Origin of the sequence: Exiguobacterium artemiae (assembly GCF_033342815.1) — a bacterium.
Classification (GTDB): domain Bacteria; phylum Bacillota; class Bacilli; order Exiguobacteriales; family Exiguobacteriaceae; genus Exiguobacterium_A; species Exiguobacterium_A artemiae_A.
The window spans coordinates 130,126-152,807 of the sequence record NZ_JAWPEN010000003.1 but is presented as its reverse complement, the minus strand read 5'-3'; the positions used below and the strand labels follow the sequence as shown (position 1 = coordinate 152,807).

The 22,682-nt window shown below is 47.1% G+C and carries 26 protein-coding genes; all 26 read left to right on the top strand.

What is annotated here, in order from left to right:
- Positions 1–53 precede the first annotated feature (53 nt).
- The 26 genes from rimM to R7V76_RS04915 all read left to right on the top strand — a co-directional run bounded on the left by rimM (position 54) and on the right by R7V76_RS04915 (position 22,666).
- On the top strand, positions 54–563 hold the full coding sequence (gene rimM / locus R7V76_RS05040) for a ribosome maturation factor RimM (RefSeq protein WP_290828837.1): 510 nt from the start codon (positions 54–56) through the stop codon (positions 561–563).
- On the top strand, positions 560–1,288 hold the full coding sequence (gene trmD, locus R7V76_RS05035) for a tRNA (guanosine(37)-N1)-methyltransferase TrmD (RefSeq protein ID WP_318091491.1): 729 nt from the start codon (positions 560–562) through the stop codon (positions 1,286–1,288). The genes rimM and trmD overlap by 4 nt, the downstream gene beginning before the upstream one ends.
- Positions 1,289–1,400: 112 nt before the next feature.
- Positions 1,401–1,754 (top strand): 50S ribosomal protein L19, encoded by a 354-nt coding sequence (gene rplS / locus R7V76_RS05030; protein ID WP_012370767.1) that lies wholly within the window; start codon positions 1,401–1,403, stop codon positions 1,752–1,754.
- A gap of 100 nt (positions 1,755–1,854) precedes the next feature.
- Complete coding sequence (gene lepB, locus R7V76_RS05025) at positions 1,855–2,394, top strand: signal peptidase I (protein ID WP_012370766.1); 540 nt, start codon at positions 1,855–1,857, stop codon at positions 2,392–2,394.
- A gap of 214 nt (positions 2,395–2,608) precedes the next feature.
- Complete coding sequence (gene ylqF / locus R7V76_RS05020; protein WP_214848876.1) at positions 2,609–3,475, top strand: ribosome biogenesis GTPase YlqF; 867 nt, start codon at positions 2,609–2,611, stop codon at positions 3,473–3,475.
- 59 nt (positions 3,476–3,534) lie between these two features.
- Complete coding sequence (locus R7V76_RS05015) at positions 3,535–4,287, top strand: ribonuclease HII (protein WP_318091490.1); 753 nt, start codon at positions 3,535–3,537, stop codon at positions 4,285–4,287.
- A gap of 13 nt (positions 4,288–4,300) precedes the next feature.
- Positions 4,301–5,179, top strand: coding sequence for a hypothetical protein (locus R7V76_RS05010; RefSeq protein ID WP_290828829.1), 879 nt, complete (start codon positions 4,301–4,303; stop codon positions 5,177–5,179).
- Entirely contained in the window at positions 5,176–5,436 is a 261-nt protein-coding gene (locus R7V76_RS05005) for an EscU/YscU/HrcU family type III secretion system export apparatus switch protein (RefSeq protein WP_214763980.1), read from the top strand. Before R7V76_RS05010 ends, R7V76_RS05005 begins: the two co-directional genes overlap by 4 nt.
- Positions 5,437–5,524: 88 nt before the next feature.
- On the top strand, positions 5,525–6,685 hold the full coding sequence (gene sucC / locus R7V76_RS05000) for an ADP-forming succinate--CoA ligase subunit beta (protein WP_012370761.1): 1,161 nt from the start codon (positions 5,525–5,527) through the stop codon (positions 6,683–6,685).
- A gap of 13 nt (positions 6,686–6,698) precedes the next feature.
- A complete protein-coding gene (gene sucD, locus R7V76_RS04995) occupies positions 6,699–7,613 on the top strand; it encodes a succinate--CoA ligase subunit alpha (RefSeq protein WP_290828825.1) in 915 nt (304 codons plus the stop codon).
- A 64-nt stretch (positions 7,614–7,677) separates the two neighbouring features.
- Positions 7,678–8,505, top strand: coding sequence for a DNA-processing protein DprA (gene dprA, locus R7V76_RS04990; protein ID WP_012370759.1), 828 nt, complete (start codon positions 7,678–7,680; stop codon positions 8,503–8,505).
- Between the two features lie 47 nt (positions 8,506–8,552).
- Positions 8,553–10,649 (top strand): type I DNA topoisomerase, encoded by a 2,097-nt coding sequence (gene topA / locus R7V76_RS04985; protein WP_290828824.1) that lies wholly within the window; start codon positions 8,553–8,555, stop codon positions 10,647–10,649.
- A 3-nt stretch (positions 10,650–10,652) separates the two neighbouring features.
- Positions 10,653–11,957, top strand: a complete 1,305-nt coding sequence (trmFO, locus tag R7V76_RS04980; RefSeq protein ID WP_318091489.1) for an FADH(2)-oxidizing methylenetetrahydrofolate--tRNA-(uracil(54)-C(5))-methyltransferase TrmFO — start codon at positions 10,653–10,655, stop codon at positions 11,955–11,957.
- 171 nt (positions 11,958–12,128) lie between these two features.
- A complete protein-coding gene (locus tag R7V76_RS04975) occupies positions 12,129–13,007 on the top strand; it encodes a tyrosine-type recombinase/integrase (RefSeq protein ID WP_318091488.1) in 879 nt (292 codons plus the stop codon).
- Entirely contained in the window at positions 12,976–13,572 is a 597-nt protein-coding gene (gene hslV / locus R7V76_RS04970; RefSeq protein ID WP_440137040.1) for an ATP-dependent protease subunit HslV, read from the top strand. The genes R7V76_RS04975 and hslV overlap by 32 nt, the downstream gene beginning before the upstream one ends.
- Positions 13,565–14,935 carry an ATP-dependent protease ATPase subunit HslU gene (gene hslU, locus R7V76_RS04965; RefSeq protein ID WP_318091487.1) on the top strand — a complete coding sequence of 457 codons (1,371 nt, stop codon included), beginning with the start codon at positions 13,565–13,567 and terminating at the stop codon, positions 14,933–14,935. The genes hslV and hslU overlap by 8 nt, the downstream gene beginning before the upstream one ends.
- A 16-nt stretch (positions 14,936–14,951) precedes the next feature.
- Positions 14,952–15,731, top strand: coding sequence for a GTP-sensing pleiotropic transcriptional regulator CodY (codY, locus tag R7V76_RS04960; protein ID WP_012370753.1), 780 nt, complete (start codon positions 14,952–14,954; stop codon positions 15,729–15,731).
- 249 nt (positions 15,732–15,980) lie between these two features.
- A complete protein-coding gene (gene flgB / locus R7V76_RS04955) occupies positions 15,981–16,343 on the top strand; it encodes a flagellar basal body rod protein FlgB (protein ID WP_318091486.1) in 363 nt (120 codons plus the stop codon).
- Positions 16,344–16,346: 3 nt separating this feature from the next.
- Entirely contained in the window at positions 16,347–16,745 is a 399-nt protein-coding gene (flgC, locus tag R7V76_RS04950) for a flagellar basal body rod protein FlgC (protein ID WP_318091485.1), read from the top strand.
- 16 nt (positions 16,746–16,761) lie between these two features.
- On the top strand, positions 16,762–17,049 hold the full coding sequence (gene fliE / locus R7V76_RS04945; protein WP_026828005.1) for a flagellar hook-basal body complex protein FliE: 288 nt from the start codon (positions 16,762–16,764) through the stop codon (positions 17,047–17,049).
- Positions 17,050–17,077: 28 nt separating this feature from the next.
- Positions 17,078–18,646: a flagellar basal-body MS-ring/collar protein FliF gene (fliF, locus tag R7V76_RS04940; RefSeq protein ID WP_318091484.1), complete on the top strand. Its 1,569-nt coding sequence runs from the start codon at positions 17,078–17,080 to the stop codon at positions 18,644–18,646.
- A 4-nt stretch (positions 18,647–18,650) separates the two neighbouring features.
- Positions 18,651–19,658, top strand: coding sequence for a flagellar motor switch protein FliG (gene fliG / locus R7V76_RS04935; protein ID WP_318091483.1), 1,008 nt, complete (start codon positions 18,651–18,653; stop codon positions 19,656–19,658).
- Positions 19,642–20,367: a FliH/SctL family protein gene (locus tag R7V76_RS04930; protein ID WP_318091482.1), complete on the top strand. Its 726-nt coding sequence runs from the start codon at positions 19,642–19,644 to the stop codon at positions 20,365–20,367. The genes fliG and R7V76_RS04930 overlap by 17 nt, the downstream gene beginning before the upstream one ends.
- Positions 20,360–21,673 (top strand): flagellar protein export ATPase FliI, encoded by a 1,314-nt coding sequence (gene fliI, locus R7V76_RS04925; protein ID WP_318091481.1) that lies wholly within the window; start codon positions 20,360–20,362, stop codon positions 21,671–21,673. The genes R7V76_RS04930 and fliI overlap by 8 nt, the downstream gene beginning before the upstream one ends.
- A gap of 13 nt (positions 21,674–21,686) precedes the next feature.
- Positions 21,687–22,121 carry a flagellar export protein FliJ gene (locus tag R7V76_RS04920; RefSeq protein WP_318091480.1) on the top strand — a complete coding sequence of 145 codons (435 nt, stop codon included), beginning with the start codon at positions 21,687–21,689 and terminating at the stop codon, positions 22,119–22,121.
- Positions 22,118–22,666 (top strand): MotE family protein, encoded by a 549-nt coding sequence (locus tag R7V76_RS04915; protein ID WP_318091479.1) that lies wholly within the window; start codon positions 22,118–22,120, stop codon positions 22,664–22,666. The genes R7V76_RS04920 and R7V76_RS04915 overlap by 4 nt, the downstream gene beginning before the upstream one ends.
- Positions 22,667–22,682 lie beyond the last annotated feature (16 nt).

The following is a 22,682-nucleotide window of genomic DNA, read 5'->3' as shown; positions in this document are numbered from 1 at the left end:
GTATGGCAAAATAATAACAAGAAACAAGACTTGTGGATAAGGAAGTGAAACAGATGGAATGGTTGGAAGTCGCAAAAATCGCCAACACGCACGGTCTGAAAGGCGAATTGAAACTCCTCGCAAGCACGGATTTTCCGGAACAGCGTTTTAAAGTCGGCAATGAGGTATTTCTTGAATCGAACGGAATCTACACGCCGTTTACGATCAGCAGTTACCGCAAACATAAACAATTCATCATGGTGACGTTCAAAGGCATGCAACACATCAATGATGTCGAGAAATATAAAGGCTTGAAACTGTATGTGCAGCCGGAAGCCTTACAAGAGCTCGGAGAACATGAATATTATTATCATGAAATCATCGGCTGTACCGTCTTTGACGGCGAGGATGAAATTGGTGTCGTCTCCGAGATTCTCGAGACGGGCGCGAACGACGTCTGGACGATCAAACGGCCCGGCAAAAAAGATGTGCTGATTCCCTATATCGAACAAGTCGTCGCTTCAATTGACGTCGAAGCCAAACGGATTCAAATTACACCGTTACCGGGTTTGATTGAAGGATGAACATCACGGTCCTGACGCTATTTCCGGAAATGTTCACGGCGCTGAATCACTCGATTGTCGCCCGTGCGCAAGAGGAGAAGCGGATTGAACTCAACTATGTCAATTTCCGGGACTACTCGACGAATCGTCATGGTCGTGTGGATGATTCTCCTTACGGCGGCGGGGCAGGCATGTTATTGACGCCCCAGCCGATCTTTGACGCGATCGCCGACTTGCCTGAAGCAAAACGGCGTATCATTGCGTTGACACCAACAGGGCGTCGGTTTGATCAACGTCTTGCGGAAGAATGGTCCAAAGAAACGGATCTTGTCTTTTTATGCGGTCATTATGAAGGGTTCGACCAACGGATTCATGATGAACTGGTGACAGATGAAGTCTCACTTGGCGATTTTGTTCTGACCGGCGGCGAACTTGCAGCCATGACGATGATCGATGCGACGGTCCGCCTGTTGCCGGATGTTCTCGGAAAGGCCGCGAGCCATGAAGACGACTCGTTTTCGACCGGTCTGCTCGAATATCCGCATTACACACGGCCGGCTGATTTTCGCGGTTTGACGGTACCGGAAGTTTTATTGTCGGGCAATCATGCCCGGATTGAAACATGGCGCCGTGAACAGGCATTGAGTCGGACGCTTGAGCGCCGACCGGATTTACTCGAAACGGCCGACCTGTCCGAAACCGACCGCCGTTACCTGCAATCAATTTCAGGATTGTCAAACGACTGAAACTGTGATAAGTTAAAACATGTGGCAAAAGCCACCTATTAACGATGTTCCGCTGTTGGATGCCAGAGGCAAATGAAGATACGAACATTGGTGAAAAAAGGAGAAATCATTCATGAACACACAACAATTGTTCCGTGAAATTACACAAGAACAAATCAAGTCAGACGTCCCTGCATTCCGTCCTGGTGATACAGTCCGCGTCCACGTTAAAGTCGTCGAGGGAACGCGTGAGCGGATCCAGCTTTTCGAAGGCGTAGTCATCAAACGTCACGGTGGCGGCATCAGCGAAACGTTTACAGTTCGTAAGATTTCTTACGGAGTTGGCGTTGAGCGTGCATTCCCGCTTCACTCACCACGTGTTGCGCAAATCGAAGTCGTTCGTTACGGTAAAGTCCGTCGTGCGAAACTTTACTACCTCCGTAACCTTCGCGGTAAAGCGGCTCGTATTAAAGAAATTCGTCGTTAATCATGTGAAAAAGTGGCTTGTCTCCGGACAAGCTTCTTTTTTTTATCGTTTATGCGTATACTAGGTTTAGGCAAGAGATTGAGTTGAAGGAGTGGAACGCGTGAAGGAGTTATTTAGTTGGATTAAGGCGCTGGTCGTGGCGCTCGTAATTGCGTTCATCATCCGAACGTTTTTATTCGTCCCGGTTATTGTGGACGGCGAATCGATGATGCCGACCTTACACAATTCGGACCGAATGATTGTCAATAAGGTTCCTTATTATTTCAATGAACCGGAACGGGGGGACATCGTGGTCTTCCATGCGACAGAAACACGGGACTACATCAAACGTGTGATTGCTGTTCCAGGTGATACGATGTACTACAAAGATGATACGTTATATGTCAACGATAAAAAAGTCGAGGAACCTTATCTGAACGAATTTAAGGCACAGATGAATGGTGTTCCGTTAACAGAAGACTTTACACTAGAAGAAAAAACAGCGCAAAAGACTGTTCCAAAAGGAAAAGTGTTTGTGATGGGAGATAACCGTCAAAACTCGAAAGACAGCCGGGATATCGGTTTTGTGGACGAGGATCAAATCGTCGGTACGACGAATTTCGTCTTCTACCCGTTTAATGATGTCCGGTCCGTTGATTGATGACAGCGATCAGTTCTCAAGAAACGAAGTTCACAAAATGTGGACTTCGTTTTTTTGTTCGGACCGGGACAGGGTTCTTTTCTGTCGAAAAGTTGCGTATACTAGAGAATGGATCGTTTCTCTCGAACAGACAGTGAATCGGTAAAACGAGACACGACGTATAAATCGTTCATTATTAGCAGTCCAAGCACTATGAAAACTTGAGGTGGAAGAAATGACAATACAATGGTTCCCGGGACACATGGCGAAAGCACGCCGTGAAGTTACGGAAAAATTAAAATTGATTGATGTCGTCATCGAATTAGTGGACGCACGTTTACCGATGTCGAGCCGTAATCCGATGGTCGAACAAATTACGGCAGGCAAACCGCGACTGATTGTCCTGAATAAATCAGATATGGCGGATGCCCGGCTGACGGAAAAATGGATGCAGGCACTCCGTAAAGACGGTGTCGATGTCATCGCCGTAGATGCGAAGCACAGTAAAGGATTGGGCCAGATTCATGAAGGTGCTTTACGCTTGATGAAAGACAAACATGACCGGATGCGGGATAAGGGGCGGAACCCGAGTGCGATTCGGGCGTTGATCATCGGGATTCCGAACGTCGGGAAATCAACCTTGATCAATCGGTTAGCCGGACGGAACATCGCAATCACAGGCGATCGTCCAGGTGTGACGAAACGTCAACAGTGGATCAAAATGAAAACAGGTGAGATGGAACTGCTTGATACACCGGGAATTCTGTGGCCAAAGTTCGATGACCAGCTTGTCGGTTATCGTTTAGCGGCGACGGGTGCCATTAAGGATGATATCCTGAATATTGATGATATCGCCTTATTTGCAATCCGGGAGCTCAAGTCCCGTTATCCGGAGCAACTGAAAGCCCGTTATCGGTTACAGGACGTGTCAGGTGAAGCTGTCGAGGTGCTCGAGGCGATCGGTAAAAACCGTGGTTTCGTAACAGGCGGTTATGTCGACTTTGAACGGACAAGTGAAATGTTGCTTCATGAGTTACGGACGGAGAAGATTGGTCGGGTCACGCTCGAGACCGTCGAAGAGTGGGCAACCGTCACAGAATAAGACAGGCTTGGGTTTCTCATCATGAGAAATCCAAGCTTTTTTCAAAAAGGAGCTACGTCATGAACATAACGGAAATCAAAACCCGATTGGCTCACGTCTCGCGGGAAGAATTGGAACAAATGAAAAAGGAATTTGCCGAAGATGGCCGAAAAGGGGTTGTCACGGCCTTGAAACAAGCAGAACGCCGATTGTTACAGGAAGAGCAACAACGTGTCCAGTTCCAGGAGCGGTCCCTGTTCGAAGACCGGTACCGTGCACAAGGGCATCAGCGAATTGCCGGAGTGGATGAAGTCGGTCGTGGACCGCTCGCCGGTCCCGTTGTCGCAGCAGCTGTCATCCTACCGGCCGGCTTTTATCATCCCGGGTTGACGGATTCAAAACAGATGTCCAAAAAGCAACGAAGCGCCGCTTATCAGCATATTCAGGAGGTCGCAGAAGTCGCAATTGGTATCATCGAGCCGGAAGAGATCGACCGGATCAACATCTATCAGGCCTCGAAGCAAGCGATGCAACAGGCTGTTGCTCAGCTGACACCGGATGCCTTGTTAGTGGATGCAATGACACTCGATGTCGATCTTCCGCAAGAGTCCCTGATCAAAGGAGATGCGCGGAGCGTCTCGATTGCAGCGGCAAGTGTCATCGCTAAAGAAACGCGGGATACGATGATGGAACAATACGCCGTTCTCTATCCGGAGTACGGTTTTGATCAACATGCCGGATACGGGACAGCACAACACTTACAGGCGCTTGATCGTGTCGGGGTGACACCGATTCACCGGAAGACATTTAAACCGATCCTCGACCGACTTTAGGAGGTAAACCATCGTGCAGATTGAACATCGGGCCTTACTGCCTTTTAAAATCATTGATGCGACCAATCAACCGTTGCGTGAAGGAGCCAACGTCATCGGCAAAGTATTGAAACTTCTCCCAGACGGTCTGATGGAACTGCAGGTTGGCCAACGTGTCTTGACGGCAGGGACGACAGCCGAGCTGAAAGAAGGTGCGACCTACCGCTTTACCGTCACGAGTACAGATGGACAACCGGTGCTAAAAATCGTAGCAGAAGAGTCCGTGCCAAATAAGGCGACAGTCTTACCGGCCTTTAACCGGTTAACCGACTTTTCAAATGACTCGATCCCGCAAACGACGCGGGATGTGTTGCAACAGCTGGGGCAAAAAGTGATGGAAGGATCCGGAACGGCATTTAAACAAGCAATCATCGAATTGGTCCAACTCGCCCGGCATGCGGACGGCATGACGGAAGGACAACTGGACCGGAAGACCAGTGATCAAGTGCTTGCCCAACAGGTCATTCAAGCAACGAATGAAACCGGGCGCGGTATTTTTTTGTTTCAATTACCGCAATTCGGTCCTTTTGAGGAAGTCGATGTCACGATGGAAGCACCGTTTGATCAAAAAGAATTTAATCCCGATCACGCCCGCATCGCTTTTTACTTAAAACTGCCGAAAACCGGTGAAATCGCACTCGATTTATTAATTACGGATCGAAAGATTGCGATTTCCGTTTTTCATCCGGATGAGCGGATAGCAACGTTCATGTCCCATTATCAGCCGACTATCGAGCAGCGTTTGCACGAGCAAGGGTATGATTTGATTCGTTTTGAACAGATCGAATCGGAAAAAGAACGGATCTCATTTCAACCGACGGATCGAAACGGAAGGGTGGACTATCAGATATGAAAAAAGCCATCGCCTTATCGTATGAGGAACAGATGCAGGCGCCTAAGGTCGTCGCGAAAGGATCGGAACGGGTCGCGGAACGAATTCTTGAAGAGGCGTTACAGCACAACATTCCAATCCGTGAAGACGCGACACTGATTACATTGCTCGATGCCGTTCAAGTCTCGGAACAAATTCCAAACGAATTATACGGAGTCATTGCCGAGTTGTTTGCCTTTTTATATCAGCTCGATCAAACGGAAATTTTGAAGAAATAAATGCTTTCGGTCGATAACGATAGACAGCGCTTCCAATTTTAACTACAATGAAAGAGCCGAAACTAAAGGGGTTAAGGGGGATTTTTTCATGAATGTACATGAATATCAGGCAAAAGAGTTACTTCGTTCGTACGGTGTACCTGTTCCGAACGGAATTGCAGCATTTACAGTCGAAGAGGCAGTCGATGCAGCAGAACAATTGTCAGGTCCGATCAAAGTCGTAAAAGCACAGATTCACGCAGGGGGTCGCGGTAAAGCCGGTGGTGTTAAATTGGCTAAATCGCAAGAAGAAGTGAAAGAATTCGCGACAGAGTTACTCGGCAAAACACTCGTCACGCATCAAACAGGTCCAGAAGGTAAAGTCATTCAACGTCTTCTTGTTGAAGAAGGTTGTGCGATTGACAAAGAATACTATCTCGGGATTGTCCTTGACCGTGTAACGGGACGTGTCGTCATCATGGGTTCAAGTGAAGGCGGAATGGATATCGAGGAAGTCGCAGAAGCAACTCCGGAAAAAATCATCAAAGAAGTAGTGGATCCGGCAGTCGGCTTACAAGCTTTCCAAGCGCGTAAACTGGCGTTTGCAATGGGTGTTCCGGTTAAACTCGTCAACAAGTTCGTCGGTATGGTGACGAAATTGTATACATTCTTCGTCGATAAAGACTGTTCAATCGCTGAGATCAATCCACTCGTCACAACAAAAGACGGTGATGTTTTGGCACTTGATGCAAAACTCAACTTTGATTCAAACGCGTTATACCGTCATGCCGATGTCGTTGCACTTCGTGACGAAACGGAAGAAGATCCACGCGAAGTGGAAGCTTCTAAAAATGACTTAAACTATATTGCACTTGACGGAAACATCGGATGTCTCGTCAACGGTGCAGGACTTGCCATGGCGACGATGGATATCATCAAGCACTTCAGCGGCGATCCGGCAAACTTCCTTGATGTCGGCGGCGGTGCGACAAAAGAGAAAGTAACAGAAGCCTTTAAATTGATTTTGTCGGATGAGAACGTCAAAGGGATTTTCGTTAACATCTTTGGTGGAATCATGAAATGTGACGTCATTGCAGAAGGTATCGTTGCAGCAACAAAAGAAGTGGGCTTAGAATTGCCACTCGTCGTCCGTCTCGAAGGAACAAACGTCGATGCCGGAAAACAAATTCTCAAAGATTCAGGTCTAGCGATTACAGCAGCTACATCAATGGCAGACGGCGCAGAAAAAATTGCTGCGCTCGTGAAGTAAGGGGGAGCTAAGGATGAGTATTTGGGTAAATGAATCAACAAAAGTCATCATTCAAGGAATTACAGGGAATCAAGGAATGTTCCACGGTGAACAGATGATTGATTACGGAACGAACCTCGTCGGTGGTGTGACACCAGGTAAGGGCGGCACAGAAGTATTAGGTGTACCGGTCTTCGATACAGTCGCTCAAGCAGTCGGAAAAACAGGTGCCAATGCTTCGATCATCTATGTACCGCCTGCATTTGCAGCGGATGCCATCATGGAAGCGGCAGATGCGAACATCGCCTTGATCATCTGTATCACGGAAGGAATTCCGGTTCTTGATATGGTCAAAGTAAAACGTTACCTGGACGGAAAACCTGTTCGTCTGATTGGACCAAACTGTCCGGGTGTGATTACACCGGGCGTTGCGAAACTCGGAATCATGCCTGGCTACATTCATACACCAGGTCACGTCGGTATCGTTTCTCGTTCTGGAACGTTGACGTACGAAGCGGTTCATCAATTAACGACAGCAGGAATTGGTCAATCCACTGCAGTCGGAATCGGTGGCGATCCGGTCAACGGAACAGACTTCATCGATACGCTCAAAGCGTTTAATGAAGATCCGGAAACAAAGGCCGTCATCATGCTTGGTGAAATCGGTGGAACGGCAGAAGAAGAAGCGGCAGAGTGGGTCAAAGCCAACATGACGAAGCCGGTCATCGGATTCATCGGTGGACAGACAGCGCCTGAAGGCAAACGGATGGGTCATGCCGGTGCCATCATTTCAGGTGGTAAAGGAACTGCTGCAGAAAAAATCAAAACACTTCGTGCCAACGGGATCGAAGTGGCAGAAACACCAGCAATCATTGGTGAGACGTTAATTCGTGTCATTAAAGAAGCCGGTATTTACGATGAATGTGTCACAGGTTCAACTGTGAACTAAACAAGATGTCAGCTGTCCTGATCTAATCAGGACGGCTTTCTTCTATATAAAAGGAGCGTAATGAATGGAGAGAGAACTGTATGCACGTTTTGCGACTTGCCGGGTTCCGTATTCAATCGTTGTCTTGATCGAGCAGTACGGTCTTTTACCGGTAGAGGATTTGCCTGTGTCGAGATCCATAAAAAACCGCTATCAGCAAGCCCTACAATTGGATCAAGTCCCAACGAACCTTCTTGTTCCGGGAGATCCGTATTTCCCAATGCCGTTACTTCAGATTCCTCAACCCGTCTATGGACTTTTCTTCAGTGGTGATCCTTCCTTATTGAGACAGCCGATGATCAGTATCATCGGAAGCCGTCAACCTTCTCCTTCTCACTCAAAACGTCTATCTTTCTTACGTCCATTTTTTGAATCGCCGTTCGTTACCGTGTCGGGTGGCGCACTTGGTATTGATTCTCTTGTACACCGTCTTTCCCTCAAACATCATCAAGCGACGATTGCCGTACTAGCGAGCGGGTTTGACTTTTTGTATCCTGCAAGGCATGCGCCGCTGTTTCAACGGATTCAACAAGACGGACTGCTGTTATCGGAATATCCTGCTCCGACACCCGTTAAAAAACATCAGTTTTTAGAAAGAAACCGGATCATCTCAGGTTTGGCATCAGGATTGATCATCGTCGAAGCGACACGGAAAAGTGGGACGATGAATACAGCCGGACATGCGCTTGAACAAGGAAAAGACGTGTACTGCATTCCGGGATGTCCGACGGAAAAACACTTTCAAGGAACAAATCAATTGATTGCAGAAGGCGCGATTCCACTCTTAAATCCGGAAGAAGTTTCAAAAAGTATCTTGATGAACGTTGACAAATGGGAATCGAGACTACTATGATAAGTGAGATTAAAATACGAGTACGCCTCTAATAGGGAGCGATTGTAATGGCAAAATATTTAGTAATTGTCGAATCACCTGCAAAGGCAAAAACCATCAAACGTTATCTCGGTTCAAACTATACCGTGAAAGCTTCGATGGGACATGTCATCGACTTACCGAAAAGTCAAATGGGTGTTGACGTAGAACATGACTATGAACCAAAGTATATTACGATTCGTGGTAAAGGGCCGGTTTTAAAGGAATTGAAAACGGCCGCTAAAAAAGCACAAAAAATTTATCTCGCAGCCGACCCGGACCGTGAAGGGGAAGCGATCGCTTGGCACTTAGCGAAAGCCCTCGGTGTCGATGAATCGACAGAATGCCGGGTTGTCTTTAATGAAATCACAAAAGACGCCATCAAAGATTCGTTCAAGAGACCCCGCAAGATCAACTATGATCTTGTCGATGCACAACAGGCACGGCGTATCTTGGACCGTCTTGTCGGTTACAGCATGAGTCCGTTACTTTGGAAGAAAATTAAAAAAGGTTTGTCAGCAGGACGTGTTCAATCGGTTGCCGTGAAGATGATCATCGACCGCGAACAGGAAATCAATGCCTTTTTACCGGAAGAATATTGGACGATCAAACTGGAGCTTGATGCAAACGGCGAAAAGCTGGAAGCGAATTTCTACGGAATTGATGGAAAGAAACGTGAACTGCACTCGGAAGAAGAAGTCAATGAAGTACTGGCTAAACTATCCAAGTCCTTTACAGTCGATTCCGTGACGAAAAAAGAACGCCGCCGTAATCCGGCCTTGCCGTTTACGACGAGTTCGCTCCAACAGGAAGCAGCCCGCAAGCTGAACTTCCGGGCAAAGAAAACGATGATGATTGCCCAGCAGTTATATGAAGGAATCGAGCTCGGAAAAGAAGGCACGGTCGGTCTGATTACGTATATGCGGACTGATTCAACCCGGACATCCGAGACCGCCAACATCGAAGCGCAAGGATTCATCGAAAATGCCTACGGAAAAGAATACATCGCTGTTGAAAAACGGAAAGAGAAAAAAGCAGCGAATTCGCAAGATGCCCACGAAGCTGTTCGTCCGACGTCGACGATGCGTGACCCACAACTCGTCAAATCATATTTGTCCCGCGATCAGTTCCGGTTGTACAAATTGATTTGGGAACGGTTTGTTGCCAGTCAGATGGCTCCGGCTGTTCTCGATACTGTAAAAGTGGATTTGGTTTCAAACGATGTCATGTTCCGCGCAAACGGTTCAACCGTTAAATTTGCCGGATTCATGAAAGTCTATATTGAAGACACAGATGATGAGACGGTGACGGACGTCAAGGACGGTTTATTACCACCGCTTGAAGACGGGGAAGTCTTGGAGCAGGAAATGATTGAACCGAAACAGCACTTTACGCAACCACCACCGCGGTATACAGAGGCACGCCTCGTCCGGGCGATGGAAGAGCTCGGAATCGGTCGTCCGTCGACCTATGCGCCAACACTGGATACGATTCAAAAACGCGGATACGTGACGCTTGAAGAGAAAAAATTCCTGCCGACTGAACTCGGAGAACTGGTCATCGACATGATCAGTGATTATTTCCAAGAATTCATCACCGTTCAATTTACGGCGGATATGGAAGCCTTGCTTGATGCGATTGAAAAAGGAGACATGCAGTGGACCGAAGTCGTCGACCCGATTTATAAATCGTTCGAAAAACGACTGACGCGTGCCGAAGCCGAAATCGAAAAAATCGAAATCAAAGATGAACCGGCCGGAGAAGATTGTGAAGTCTGTGGTCACGCGATGGTCATCAAGATGGGCCGTTACGGTAAATTCATGGCGTGCTCGAACTTCCCGGAATGTCGGAACACCAAACCGATTCAAGTTGAAATCGGTGTCAAATGTCCGACTTGCGGAACAGGTGAGATCGTCGAACGCCGGAGTAAAAAAGGCCGTTTGTTCTACGGCTGTTCCAACTATCCGGAATGTGAATTTGTCTCATGGGATAAACCGGTCGAGGAACCATGTCCGGTTTGTAGCAGTATGATGGTACAAAAGAAAATCAAGAACGGTGTGAAAGTAGAATGTACGTCTTGCGGACATCATGAAACACGCATCGATCAGGAGCAAGAGGAGGAATGACCGATGAAACGGGTAACCGTAATCGGCGCCGGACTCGCAGGTTCTGAAGCAGCATGGCAACTTGCGAAACGCGGTGTACAAGTAGATTTATATGAAATGCGACCAGTCAAGCAGACACCTGCTCACCATACGGATCAGTTTGCCGAGCTCGTCTGCTCGAACTCACTTCGAGCGAACCAACTGACGAATGCAGTCGGCGTATTAAAAGAAGAAATGCGTCAACTCGACTCATTAATCCTCAAAGCTGCCGATCTTGCGAGTGTGCCGGCAGGCGGAGCGCTTGCTGTTGATCGGCATGACTTTGCCGGATATGTGACGGAAACATTAAAAAATCATCCGAACGTCACGGTTCATCATGAAGAACTTGAAGCGATTCCGGATGGTCCGACCATCGTCGCGACAGGTCCTCTCACAAGTGCCGCTTTGTCTGAATCACTGAAGCAGTTTACCGGAGAAGATTATCTGTACTTCTTTGATGCTGCCGCACCGATTCTTGACGGCGATACGATTGACCGCGATAAGGTGTATTTAAAGTCACGTTATGATAAAGGGGAAGCGGCTTACTTGAACTGTCCGATGACAGAAGAGGAGTTTACGCATTTCCATAACGAGTTGATCAAAGCAGAAGTCGTTCCCTTAAAGGAATTCGAGAAGGAAATCTACTTCGAAGGGTGTATGCCGTTTGAAGTACTGGCATCGCGCGGACCGAAGACTTTGTTGTTCGGACCGATGAAACCGGTTGGTCTTGAAGATCCAAAAACCGGTGAACGTCCGTATGCCGTCGTTCAATTGCGCCAGGATAACTCCGCCGGGACGTTGTTTAACCTCGTCGGTTTCCAAACGCATCTGAAATGGGGCGAACAAAAACGGATCATCCGTTTGATTCCTGGTCTTGAAAATGCCGAAATTGTCCGTTACGGTGTCATGCATCGGAATACGTTCGTCAATTCACCGAACCTGTTGCAACCTACGTATCAAACACGGACACGCCATGACTTGTTCTTTGCCGGTCAGATGACAGGTGTCGAAGGGTACGTTGAATCAGCGGCATCCGGCTTGACGGCAGGAATCAATGCAGCACGTCTCGTCAATGAGGCGGAACCGGTCGCTTTCCCGAAAGAGACGATGATGGGTGCAATGGCACATTACATCACGACGACAGAAGGAAAGAACTTCCAGCCGATGAACGCAAACTTCGGATTGGTACCAGGACTTGTCGGACAGACAGGTCGTATGAAGAAACCGGAAAAATACGCGCTCCTTGCCGAGCGGGCGTTAGAAGCGATTAAAGACTTTACCGATATGTAAATGGGATGGGGGAGAAGGCGCAATTCAGCGTTCTTTTCTCCCATTTCTTAATTTGTCATAAAAGCGTGATAATTTTGTCATTTTTCCGATTTTTGGTCTATTGTCAGACTACTTACGGTGTGCTATGCTAAGGGCGATTCGAGTATGAAATGGTTAGAAGGGGGCTCAGCCATGGGAGTAGACTCAGAGTTTGACGTACTGCGAAAATCGTTTTTACGGTATGTACACATCGAACGTCAATTATCTCCAAATACGGGCCGTTCTTATGATCAAACACTTCGACAATACGCCGCTTTTTGCCTCGATCATCAGCTGGGATCGATTGAATTGGCAACTGCACGGCGTTATTTGTTTGCTCTTTATGATCAAAAAGCATCTAAAGCAACGATCGCTCAAAAAGTATCTTGTTTGAAACAGTTCGGGCGTTTTATCACACGGGATACGAATGATGTCAATCCATTTGAAGGATTAAAGGCACCAAAACGTGTCCAAACGCTGCCGACGTTTTTAGTCCCATCAGAATACGAACGATTTTTAGAAGTCTTCCGGACATCAGATGCACTGGGTGTACGGAATGTGGCATTGATTGAGTTGCTGTATGCAACAGGGATGCGTGTCAGTGAATTAGCCGGATTGAACGTAAAAGATTTAGATTCGGACTTGGAATATGTTCATGTATACGGAAAAGGACGAAAAGAACGGATCACACCGATCGGGTCATTTGCGAGAAAAGCCTTGACCGACTATTTGGCGGAACGACAACCGACTGAGGACGAAGAACAAGCCGTTTTTCTTTCCCGTTCAGGCCGTCGTCTGACAACGGACGGGATTCGGAAAATCTTAAAAAAGGCAGACCCCTTTTTATCGAAACATGTGACACCACATGCTTTACGACATAGTTTCGCGACCGACTTACTGGAACGTGGAGCAGATTTACGAGCGGTGCAAGAATTGCTTGGGCATGCTTCATTATCGACGACAGGGCAATATACACACGTCACGACGGAGCGGCTACGACATGTTTATCAGCAAGCGCATCCGCGTGCCTAAGGGAGGAAATAGCATGTTTCATGCAACGACGATTTTTGCGATTCAACATAACGGTCAATCTGCCATGAGCGGAGACGGACAAGTGACTTTCGGTAATCAAGTCATCATGAAGAAAAGTGCAAAAAAAGTCCGGCGTCTCTATGGTGGAAAAGTGATTGCAGGATTTGCCGGAAGTGTAGCTGATGCGTTTACCTTGTTCGAAAAGTTTGAAGCAAAACTTGAGATGTATAACGGGAACCTGCAACGGGCAGCCGTGGAATTAGCAAAGGAATGGCGCGGCGATAAAATGTTACGCCAACTCGAAGCCTTGTTGCTTGTCATGGACGGAACACATTTACTGCTTGTTTCCGGTAATGGAGAAGTCATCGAACCGGATGACGGCATTTTAGCCATCGGTTCAGGCGGCAACTATGCTCTCGCGGCGGGTCGTGCACTTGCTCGGCATGCCGGACATATGACGGCTGAGCAAATTGCCCGTGCAGCTCTTGAAACAGCAGGAGAGTTATGTGTATTCACAAATGATCAAATCATTTTAGAGACGATTGGGGGAAGTGCAGATGCATGAATTTACACCGAGACAAATCGTGGAAAAACTAAATGAACATGTCATTGGTCAGGCAGACGCAAAACGAGCCGTCGCGATTGCACTTCGAAATCGTTACCGCCGGCAACTGCTCGATCCGAGCATGCGTGATGAAGTGACACCAAAGAATATCCTGATGATCGGACCGACCGGTGTCGGGAAAACAGAAATTGCCCGTAGACTTGCTAAACTGGTCCGCGCACCGTTCGTTAAAATTGAAGCGACGAAGTTTACAGAAGTCGGTTATGTCGGCCGGGACGTTGAATCAATGGTCCGTGATCTAGTCGAAGCTTCACTCCGCCTCGTCAAGGATGAGAAGAAGGAAGCTTTAAAAGAACGGGCTGAAGCGGTCGCGAATGAACGGATTGTGGATGCACTTGTCGGTAAAAAATCGTCGACGGGTCTTGGTGGAGGAAATCCATTCGAGATGTTGTTCGGTGGCAATCAAAAACCGCCTGAACAAGAAACTGCAAATGACACCGCCGATCGTTCCGTCATTCGACAACAGCTGTTCCAAGGTCAACTAGAAGACCGCATGATTGATGTCGACATTGAAGAACGCCAAATGGATTTGTTCTCCGGACAACAAGGCATGGAAGGTCTTGCGAATCTGCAGGATATGCTCGGACAAGTCATGCCGAAAAAAACAAAAAAACGTCAGCTGAGCGTTAAAGAGGCACGTCCGATTTTGACCGCAGAAGAAGCAGAACGTTTACTCGATTTAAATGAAGTCCATGATGAAGCCGTTCGTCGTGCAGAACAGATGGGGATCATCTTCGTTGATGAAATCGATAAGATTGCCACGAAGGGACAAGACAGTGCCGGTGTATCGCGCGAAGGTGTCCAGCGTGATATCCTTCCAATCGTTGAAGGTTCGACTGTCGTAACGAAGTACGGTCCTGTGAAGACCGATCATATGTTATTCATTGCAGCCGGGGCTTTCCACATGGCAAAACCATCCGATCTGATTCCGGAGTTGCAAGGGCGTTTCCCGATTCGTGTCGAACTCGACAGTCTGACGGAAGATGACTTCGTCAAAATTTTGACAGAACCAAATCAAGCGTTGCTCAAGCAATATAAAGCTTTGCTTGGTGCAGAGCAAGTCCATGTCACATTTACCGAAGACGCGATTCGTCAAATTGCACGGATTGCGGCACAAGTAAATGATGAAACAGATAATATCGGTGCTCGCCGTTTATATACCATCATGGAACGTGTACTAGAAGAATTATCGTTTGAAGCGGCAGAGATGCCGGAGACAGACGTCACCATCACACCACAATATGTCATGGACCGCGTCGGAAAAGTAGCAGATGATCGTGACTTAAGTCAGTTCATCTTATAAGTGGAGGAAGAAAATCATGAATTTACTGGCAAAAACACGAAAGCTCAACACGATGTTACAACAAGAAGCAAGCACACATGTCGACTTTAAGGTCATGGCAGATCGGTTAAGCGAAGTCATGGAATCAAATACCTTTATCGTCAGCCGTCGTGGAAAGTTGTTAGGGATTGCAATCAAACAACAAATCGAGAATGCACGGATTCGTGGATTCCTCGAAGAGCGCCAGTTCCCGGAAGATTACACCAAAAAATTGTTTAACGTCACGGAAACGACGGCGAACATCGCGATTGACAGTGAGCACACAGCGTTCCCGATCGATAACCGCGATATGTTCGAAACCTCAAAAACGACGATCGTTCCGATTATTGGTGGCGGGGAGCGGCTTGGAACACTTGTCCTTGGCCGGATGCTCGAAGACTTTAATGAAGAAGACTTAGTGCTTGCTGAATACGGGGCAACGGTTGTCGGAATGGAAATCTTACGCGAGAAAGCCCATGAAGCGGAAGATAAGGCGCGGAAAAAAGCCGTCGTCCAAATGGCGATCAATTCTTTATCATATTCGGAGCTTGAAGCAATCGAACATATCTTCGAAGAGTTGGATGGAAACGAAGGATTACTCGTCGCTTCTAAAATTGCCGATCGTGTCGGTATCACCCGTTCCGTCATCGTCAATGCCCTGCGTAAGCTTGAAAGCGCCGGTGTCATCGAGTCCCGTTCACTCGGGATGAAAGGGACGTATATCAAAATTTTAAATGACAATTTCCTTTATGAGTTAGAGCGCATTAAATCGAACTAAAAAAAGGAAAAGCTAGAATTATAAAGAAGACCTAGTAATGTACTAGGTCTTCTTTTTTTTATAGGTATTATTTATCATTTTTATAAGAAAAGGGTTTAAAAAGCGAAATATTAACATCTCATTCCCCTCTTTTTCAAAAAACTTCTTTTCAAACATTGACCTATTTGTTTCAATTATTTCAGATATGTTACTAACCGCTTACGGTATAATACTAAGTTTTACGAGATAAATAGGGGTGGAGGTTGAATGATGAACTGGCTTGGTTCAGATTATGCAACAATGACACAGGCCGTCGATCGGACGGTGGCAGCGCAGAAAGTAATTTCAACAAACATTGCGAACGTCGATACGCCCGGATACAAAGCAAAACGTGTCGTGTTTGGTGATGTCTTGGACTCAGAAATGAAGATGAGTTTAAAACGACACGCGACAATCGGCACTTCAGGAAGTATCGTTGAACAATCGTCTGCTATGCGTAACGATGGAAATGGAGTCGATATTGACCTCGAAATGTCTGAATTATCACGCAATCAAATTGAGTACGAAGCATTGGTCGAACAATTGAACCGGAAATTTTCTGGAATTCAATCTGTTATCCGAGGAGGACGTTAAACCATGAGTATGTTTTCAGGTTTTCATACATCGGCAACAGGACTGACGGCACAGCGGCTGCGACTTGATACCGTCTCTGCTAATATTGCCAATGCCCAGACGACACGCGGTGAGCTAGTCAACGGAGAGTGGCAACCGTATGCCCGTAAGCTGGCCGTCTTAAAAGAGACAGGTACTGGTGTGACAGTCAGTGAGATTCGAAAAGATCAGGAACCGTTTAAGCTGGAATACAATCCGAATCATCCCGATGCAGATGAATTAGGCTACGTTAAAATGCCGAATGTGGATTTATTGAAGGAAATGGTCGATATGATGGGGGCGACGCGTTCTTACGAAGCCAATGTCACGGCGTTAAATGCAACAAAAGCAATGTTAGTCAAAGCGATGGAAATCGGCAAGTAATGAAGGAGATGACACGATGGCGATTCAACCGATTCAAAGCATGCAGATGGTCTTACCGTCTCAATCTGTTGCCAAAACGACACCAAGTGATTTCAGTGAAGTACTCAGTCAAGCCATGAACGGTCTGAATGAAGCGCAACAAGCTTCTTCGCAGGCACGAGTAGATCTTGCGACTGGGAAAACGACGGACTTACATAACATCATGATCAAAACAGAAGAAGCATCGCTTTCTATGCAACTCGCTATCGAAGTCCGGAACAAAGGCATCGAAGCATACCAAGAAATGATGCGTATGCAACTGTGATTGTTAAGGAAAGCGTGGGAGATGTTTGATGAATGAAGGACTAAAAACGCGCTTTGGCGCATTAAAAATGACATGGCAGGAATGGTCGCTCGTCAAAAAGGCAACAATCATCGGAATCATCTTATTTTTAATCGCTGCGATCATTGTTGCAGCGATTTGGTTAAGTAAACCAACGATGACACCACTCTACTCAAAGTTGTCGCCACAAGAGGCTGGGCAGGTAACAGAGAAATTAAATGAAGATGGTGTACAGTCCGAAGTCGTCAGTGGGACTGACGGTGTAACGATTCTTGTACCGGAAGAAAGTGCCGAAAACTTAAAAGTGGAGTTGGCGACAGCTGGAATACCTAAATCAGGTCAAATCGATTATTCCTTCTTTAGCGAAAACGCCGGTTTTGGAACAACAGATAAGGAAATGAACATTCTCGAGCGGGACACGATGCAGACGGAATTAGAAAATCTGATCACGCAAGTCAACGGGATTGATGCTGCGAAGGTCATGATTACATTACCGGAAAAAAGTGTTTTCTTATCAGATAAAGAAGAGACGTCAACCGTCTCGGTCGTCTTGACATCAAGTGCCGGCAGTGACTTGAATCAGCAGACCGTTCAAGGGTTGTATCATCTGATTGCGAAAAGTATTCCGAATTTAAAAGAAGAAAACATTACCATCATGGATCAGTACTTTACGTATTATGAACCGGGCAAGGGAGCACAGACTGCGGGCGGAACAGATCCGATGCAGCTGAAGAAAACAACAGAAAAAGATTTGCGTCAACAAATTCAGCAAATGTTGTCGGTTGTTCTTGGTCCACAAAAGGCATTGGTTTCTGTTACGGCAGACGTCGATGTCACGCAACGTCAGGAAGAACAAAAACTGGTCGAACCGGTGGATCCCGATAAAATCGAGGGAATTGTGACATCGGCAGAGAAAGTCGCCGAAGCATATACAGGAGCGGCTAATGAAGGAACTGCAGGAACTGGTGAGAATGAGACCATTAACTTCCCACAAGGTACAGGGACGGCAGGAGACACAAGCGAGAAGACACACGACATCATCAATTACGAAGTCAATCGAATCACAAAACAGATTACCGGTGCTCCTTATGAAATCCGTGATTTAGGAATTCAAGTCATCGTCGAGCCACCTAAAGGACAAAATCAGATTGATCCGCAACTTCAAACGGACTTGCAGACGATGATGTATTCAATCATCCGGACTTCATTGACGAAGACCGATGCGAAAACGACCTTGACCGATGCAGAACTTGCGAATAAAGTCGTCGTCATGTCAAGACCGTTTGCCGAGACACCAAAACAGACAGTCACAACGGAAACAACACCGATGTGGGTCTGGTTTGCATTAGGTGCCGCAGCACTCGTCGTAATCGGAGCGATCTTCCTCTTGATGCGTAGAAGAAAAACAGCTGAAATTGAGGAACTGGAAGAATGGACACCAATCGAGACAGAAGTTCCTGAACTGTCGACAGAGGACACAAGTGACGGAGCGGTTAAACGGAAACAGCTTGAGAAGCTTGCCGCATCCAATCCGGATGAATTTGCGAAGTTGTTACGCACCTGGTTAGCGGAGGATTGATGAAATGAAGAAGTTAGAGATGAGTAGTCGGGAAAAAGCCGCTATTTTAATGATTTCGCTTGGACCGGAAGTCGCGGCCAGCGTATATAAACATTTATCCGAAGAAGAAATGGAATGGCTGACATTACAGATTTCGAGCATGAAGCGGATTGATCCGGAGGAAAAGCTTGAAGTATTGGAAGAGTTCCATGAACTAGCGACAGCACAAAACTATATCACGCAAGGTGGTATCGGATTTGCTAAATCGGTCTTGGAAAAAGCATTAGGGGAAGAGAAAGCGATGGAACTCATTTATCGTTTGACATCGACGCTCCAAGTCAGACCGTTTGAGTTTGCCCGTAAAGCAGATCCGAAACAATTGCTGAACTTCATTCAAAATGAGCATCCGCAGACGATTGCTCTAGTATTGGCGCATCTGGACCCGGTTAAATCGGGACAAATTTTGTCAGAACTGCCGGCAGAGGCCCAGTCCGATGTCGCGAGACGAATTGCGACGATGGACCGGATGAACCCGGAAATCATTAGTGAAGTCGAACAGATTCTCGAACGGAATTTATCACAAGCGGGAATGCAGGATTATGCTCAATCTGGCGGAATCGAAGCGGTGGTTCAAGTCTTGAACGGTGTCGACCGGACGACGGAACGAACGATTCTCGATACACTCGAAATTCAGGATCCGGAGTTGGCGGAAGAAATCAAGAAGCGGATGTTTGTCTTCGAGGATATCGTTACGCTTGACGCCCGGGCCATCCAACGGATTATCCGCGAAGTTTCGAATGAAGACTTGTTACTATCACTTAAAGTCTCGTCGGAAGACGTCAAAGAAATGGTGTACCGCAACATGTCGCAACGAATGGTCGAATCGTTCAAAGAGGATATGGAGTTCATGGGACCTGTCCGGTTACGGGACGTCGAAGAAGCGCAAAGCCGGATTGTCGGCATCATCCGTCGTCTAGAAGATATGGGTGAGATCGTGGTAGCCCGTGGTGGAGGAGATGATATCGTTGTCTAACGTCATTAAACGTCAAGTTGTCTTCGACCGGACGCAACGAACGATTTTTCATCAGACAGAAACCGAACCAGTAATGGAAACCGAACCGCTTGTTTCTTATGAAGAGATGATGCGAGAAGGACAAGCGCAACTAAAGCAACAGCAACGGTTGATTGAACAACAGGAACAAGCGCGTCAGGCTGTGCTGGAGCAAGAGCGGCTCCTAGTACTTGAAGAAGCGAGACAACGTGGTTACGAAGAAGGTTATCAGTCGGGACAACAAGCTGGACATTTACAGTACGAAGAACGGATTGAAGAGACGAATCAACTGGCAAGCCGGCTCGAACAGATGTTTTCAGAACGCATCATCCTGATGGAAGATGAATTGTGTGCACTGGCTCTTCAGTTGACACACCAGTTTTTGGAGCAGCTCCACGATAAAGATGAAGAAGCGCTTTATCAGACGATTCACCAGTTGATTCTTCAGTTCAGAGACCGTGAAAAATTAATCGTCTACACTTCAGCCGAAGACTTTGAACGGGTTGTCCTGCTGGATGAACGGTTACAGACGATTTTAGGCGGGAGCGCAACCATAAGTTTACGGATCGATCCGGAACTGGCGGCACGTGACTTCCGGATTGACTCGGAGAACGGTGCCATCACAGGCGGACTGTCAATCGGATATCAAAGATTGATGGAACAACTTAACGAGGTGGTACGTGATGTATAAGCTCAAGCAACTGCAAGCTGCAATACGAGATGTTCGCCGGGAAGAGCTGGTCGAGCATTCCGGTAAAGTCGTTCAAGTCATCGGGTTGATGATTGAATCACGTGGCCCGACGGCTGTTGCGATCGGAGAACGGTGCTTGATCCGGATTCATCGTGGCGACGAAATCGAGGCAGAGGTCGTCGGTTTTCGGGAAGGACACGTCTTACTGATGCCGTATGGTGAGACGACGGCCATCGCACCGGGATCGATTGTCATTGCGACCGGCAAACCGCTTCATGTTCCGGTCGGAGACGATCTGATTGGAACTGTCCTCGACGGTCTCGGACGATCTTTGGACGGCAAGTCACTGGCACATTTACGGACGACTTCGATTGTCCGGAAACCGCCAAGTCCACTCGATCGTCCGCGGATAGATGAGGTGTTATCGACAGGAATCCGTGCCATCGACGGTTTATTGACCGTCGGACAAGGTCAACGGGTCGGCTTATTTGCAGGATCCGGTGTCGGTAAATCGACTTTACTCGGTATGATTGCCAAACGATCAACGGCTGATATCAATATCATCGCCTTGATTGGTGAGCGGGGCCGTGAAGTGAAAGAGTTTATTGAGGCAGAGTTAGGTGAGGAAGGGATGAGCCGTTCGATCATCGTCGTAGCGACAAGTGATCAGCCGCCACTCGTCCGACTCAAAGGAGCGTATACGGCGACGGCCATTGCTGAATATTTTCGGGATCAAGGAAAAAATGTCGTATTGATGATGGATTCCGTCACACGATTTGCCATGGCCCAGCGTGAAATTGGTCTTGCGACCGGCGAACCGCCTGCTTCAAAGGGATATACGCCCAGTGTATTCGCCTTACTTCCGCAACTGTTGGAACGAAGCGGGAAAACGACAGAAGGTTCCATCACGGCATTTTATACCGTCTTAGTGGATGGGGATGACATGAATGAACCAATCGCAGATGCTGTCCGCGGGATTCTCGATGGTCACTTTGTTCTTGACCGGAATCTGGCCAACAAAGGACAATATCCGGCGATTCATATCTTACGTTCCATCAGCCGGGTCATGAATCAAATTACCTCGACTGAACATAAGGATAGTGCCATTTCGTTCAGACAGTTATTGTCCACCTATCTTGATGCGGAAGATTTGATCAATATCGGTGCATACAAAAGTGGTACGAACCCAGATATTGACCGGGCTGTTGAAAAGTATCCTGAATTGATTGGGTTTTTGAAACAACGTGTCGAAGAAAAAAGTCATTTCGAAGATGGAATGAGTCGTCTGATTTCGACAATCCGTTAAGGGAGGTTCACGAATGAAAACCATATATGAACGCATCATTCCTTTAGCGGAAGCGGAGAAGGATCGTGTTTCGAAACACACTGCTGAAAAAAAGAAGCAATACGAAATCGAGGTCGAGAAGCTGTATCATCTGCTCGTTCGTTATGAGGCCTTCTTGAAAGCACAAAACGAAACCGGCACGGTTGAACTACTTGCGTCTCAATACCGGGAACGGGCACGAGATGTCGTCAAGCAACAAATTGAACGCCAACAATTGTATGTCACCCAGGCGAAAAATCAGTATGAACGGGCTCAAGTCGATTTAAAAGAGGCGTTGATTGAAGAAAAGAAATTTACACGACTGCAATCGAATCAATTAGAAGAAAGCCGGCGGACACTGGCCCTCGTGGAACAGAATCAAATGGATGAATTAGCATTATTGCAGTTTGGAAGAAGGCGAACGACATGAGTGAAACCAAATCATCAAAACAATGGATTTTGCCCTTATTGATTATCCCGTTGTTATTGTTATTGTTTACAGCCTATCTCGTTTTAAATTATGCCAACGGGCGGCCGATTTTCTCACTGCCTTTTGCATCAGAAGAAGTGGCGGACACAAAAGCGACGACTTCAAAAAACCCGGAGATTGAACAACGCCTGAAATTAGCGAATGCTGAAATCAAAAAGCTGCGGGCGAAGACGACGGATCAGGCAGAACTGATCCAAGCGAAAGAGCAGGAAGTCGTCCGATTGATAGCGGAACGCGATCGGTTGAAAAACACGCCGGCTACACCGGCAGCTGCAGATAAACCGGCTCCAAAAAAGACGGCTGATGTGACGGATGTGTATGCAGAAATGACACCAAAAGATGCGGCTAATATCTTTAACGAATTGAGTCCGACGGAAGTCGTCACGATCATTAAAGAAATTGATGCCGAGCAACAAGCGGCGATCATGGCAAAGATGGATCCTAAAAAAGCAGCGGCCTTGACACAATTGTTGGCAGTCCAATAAGGGGTGAGTAAATAAG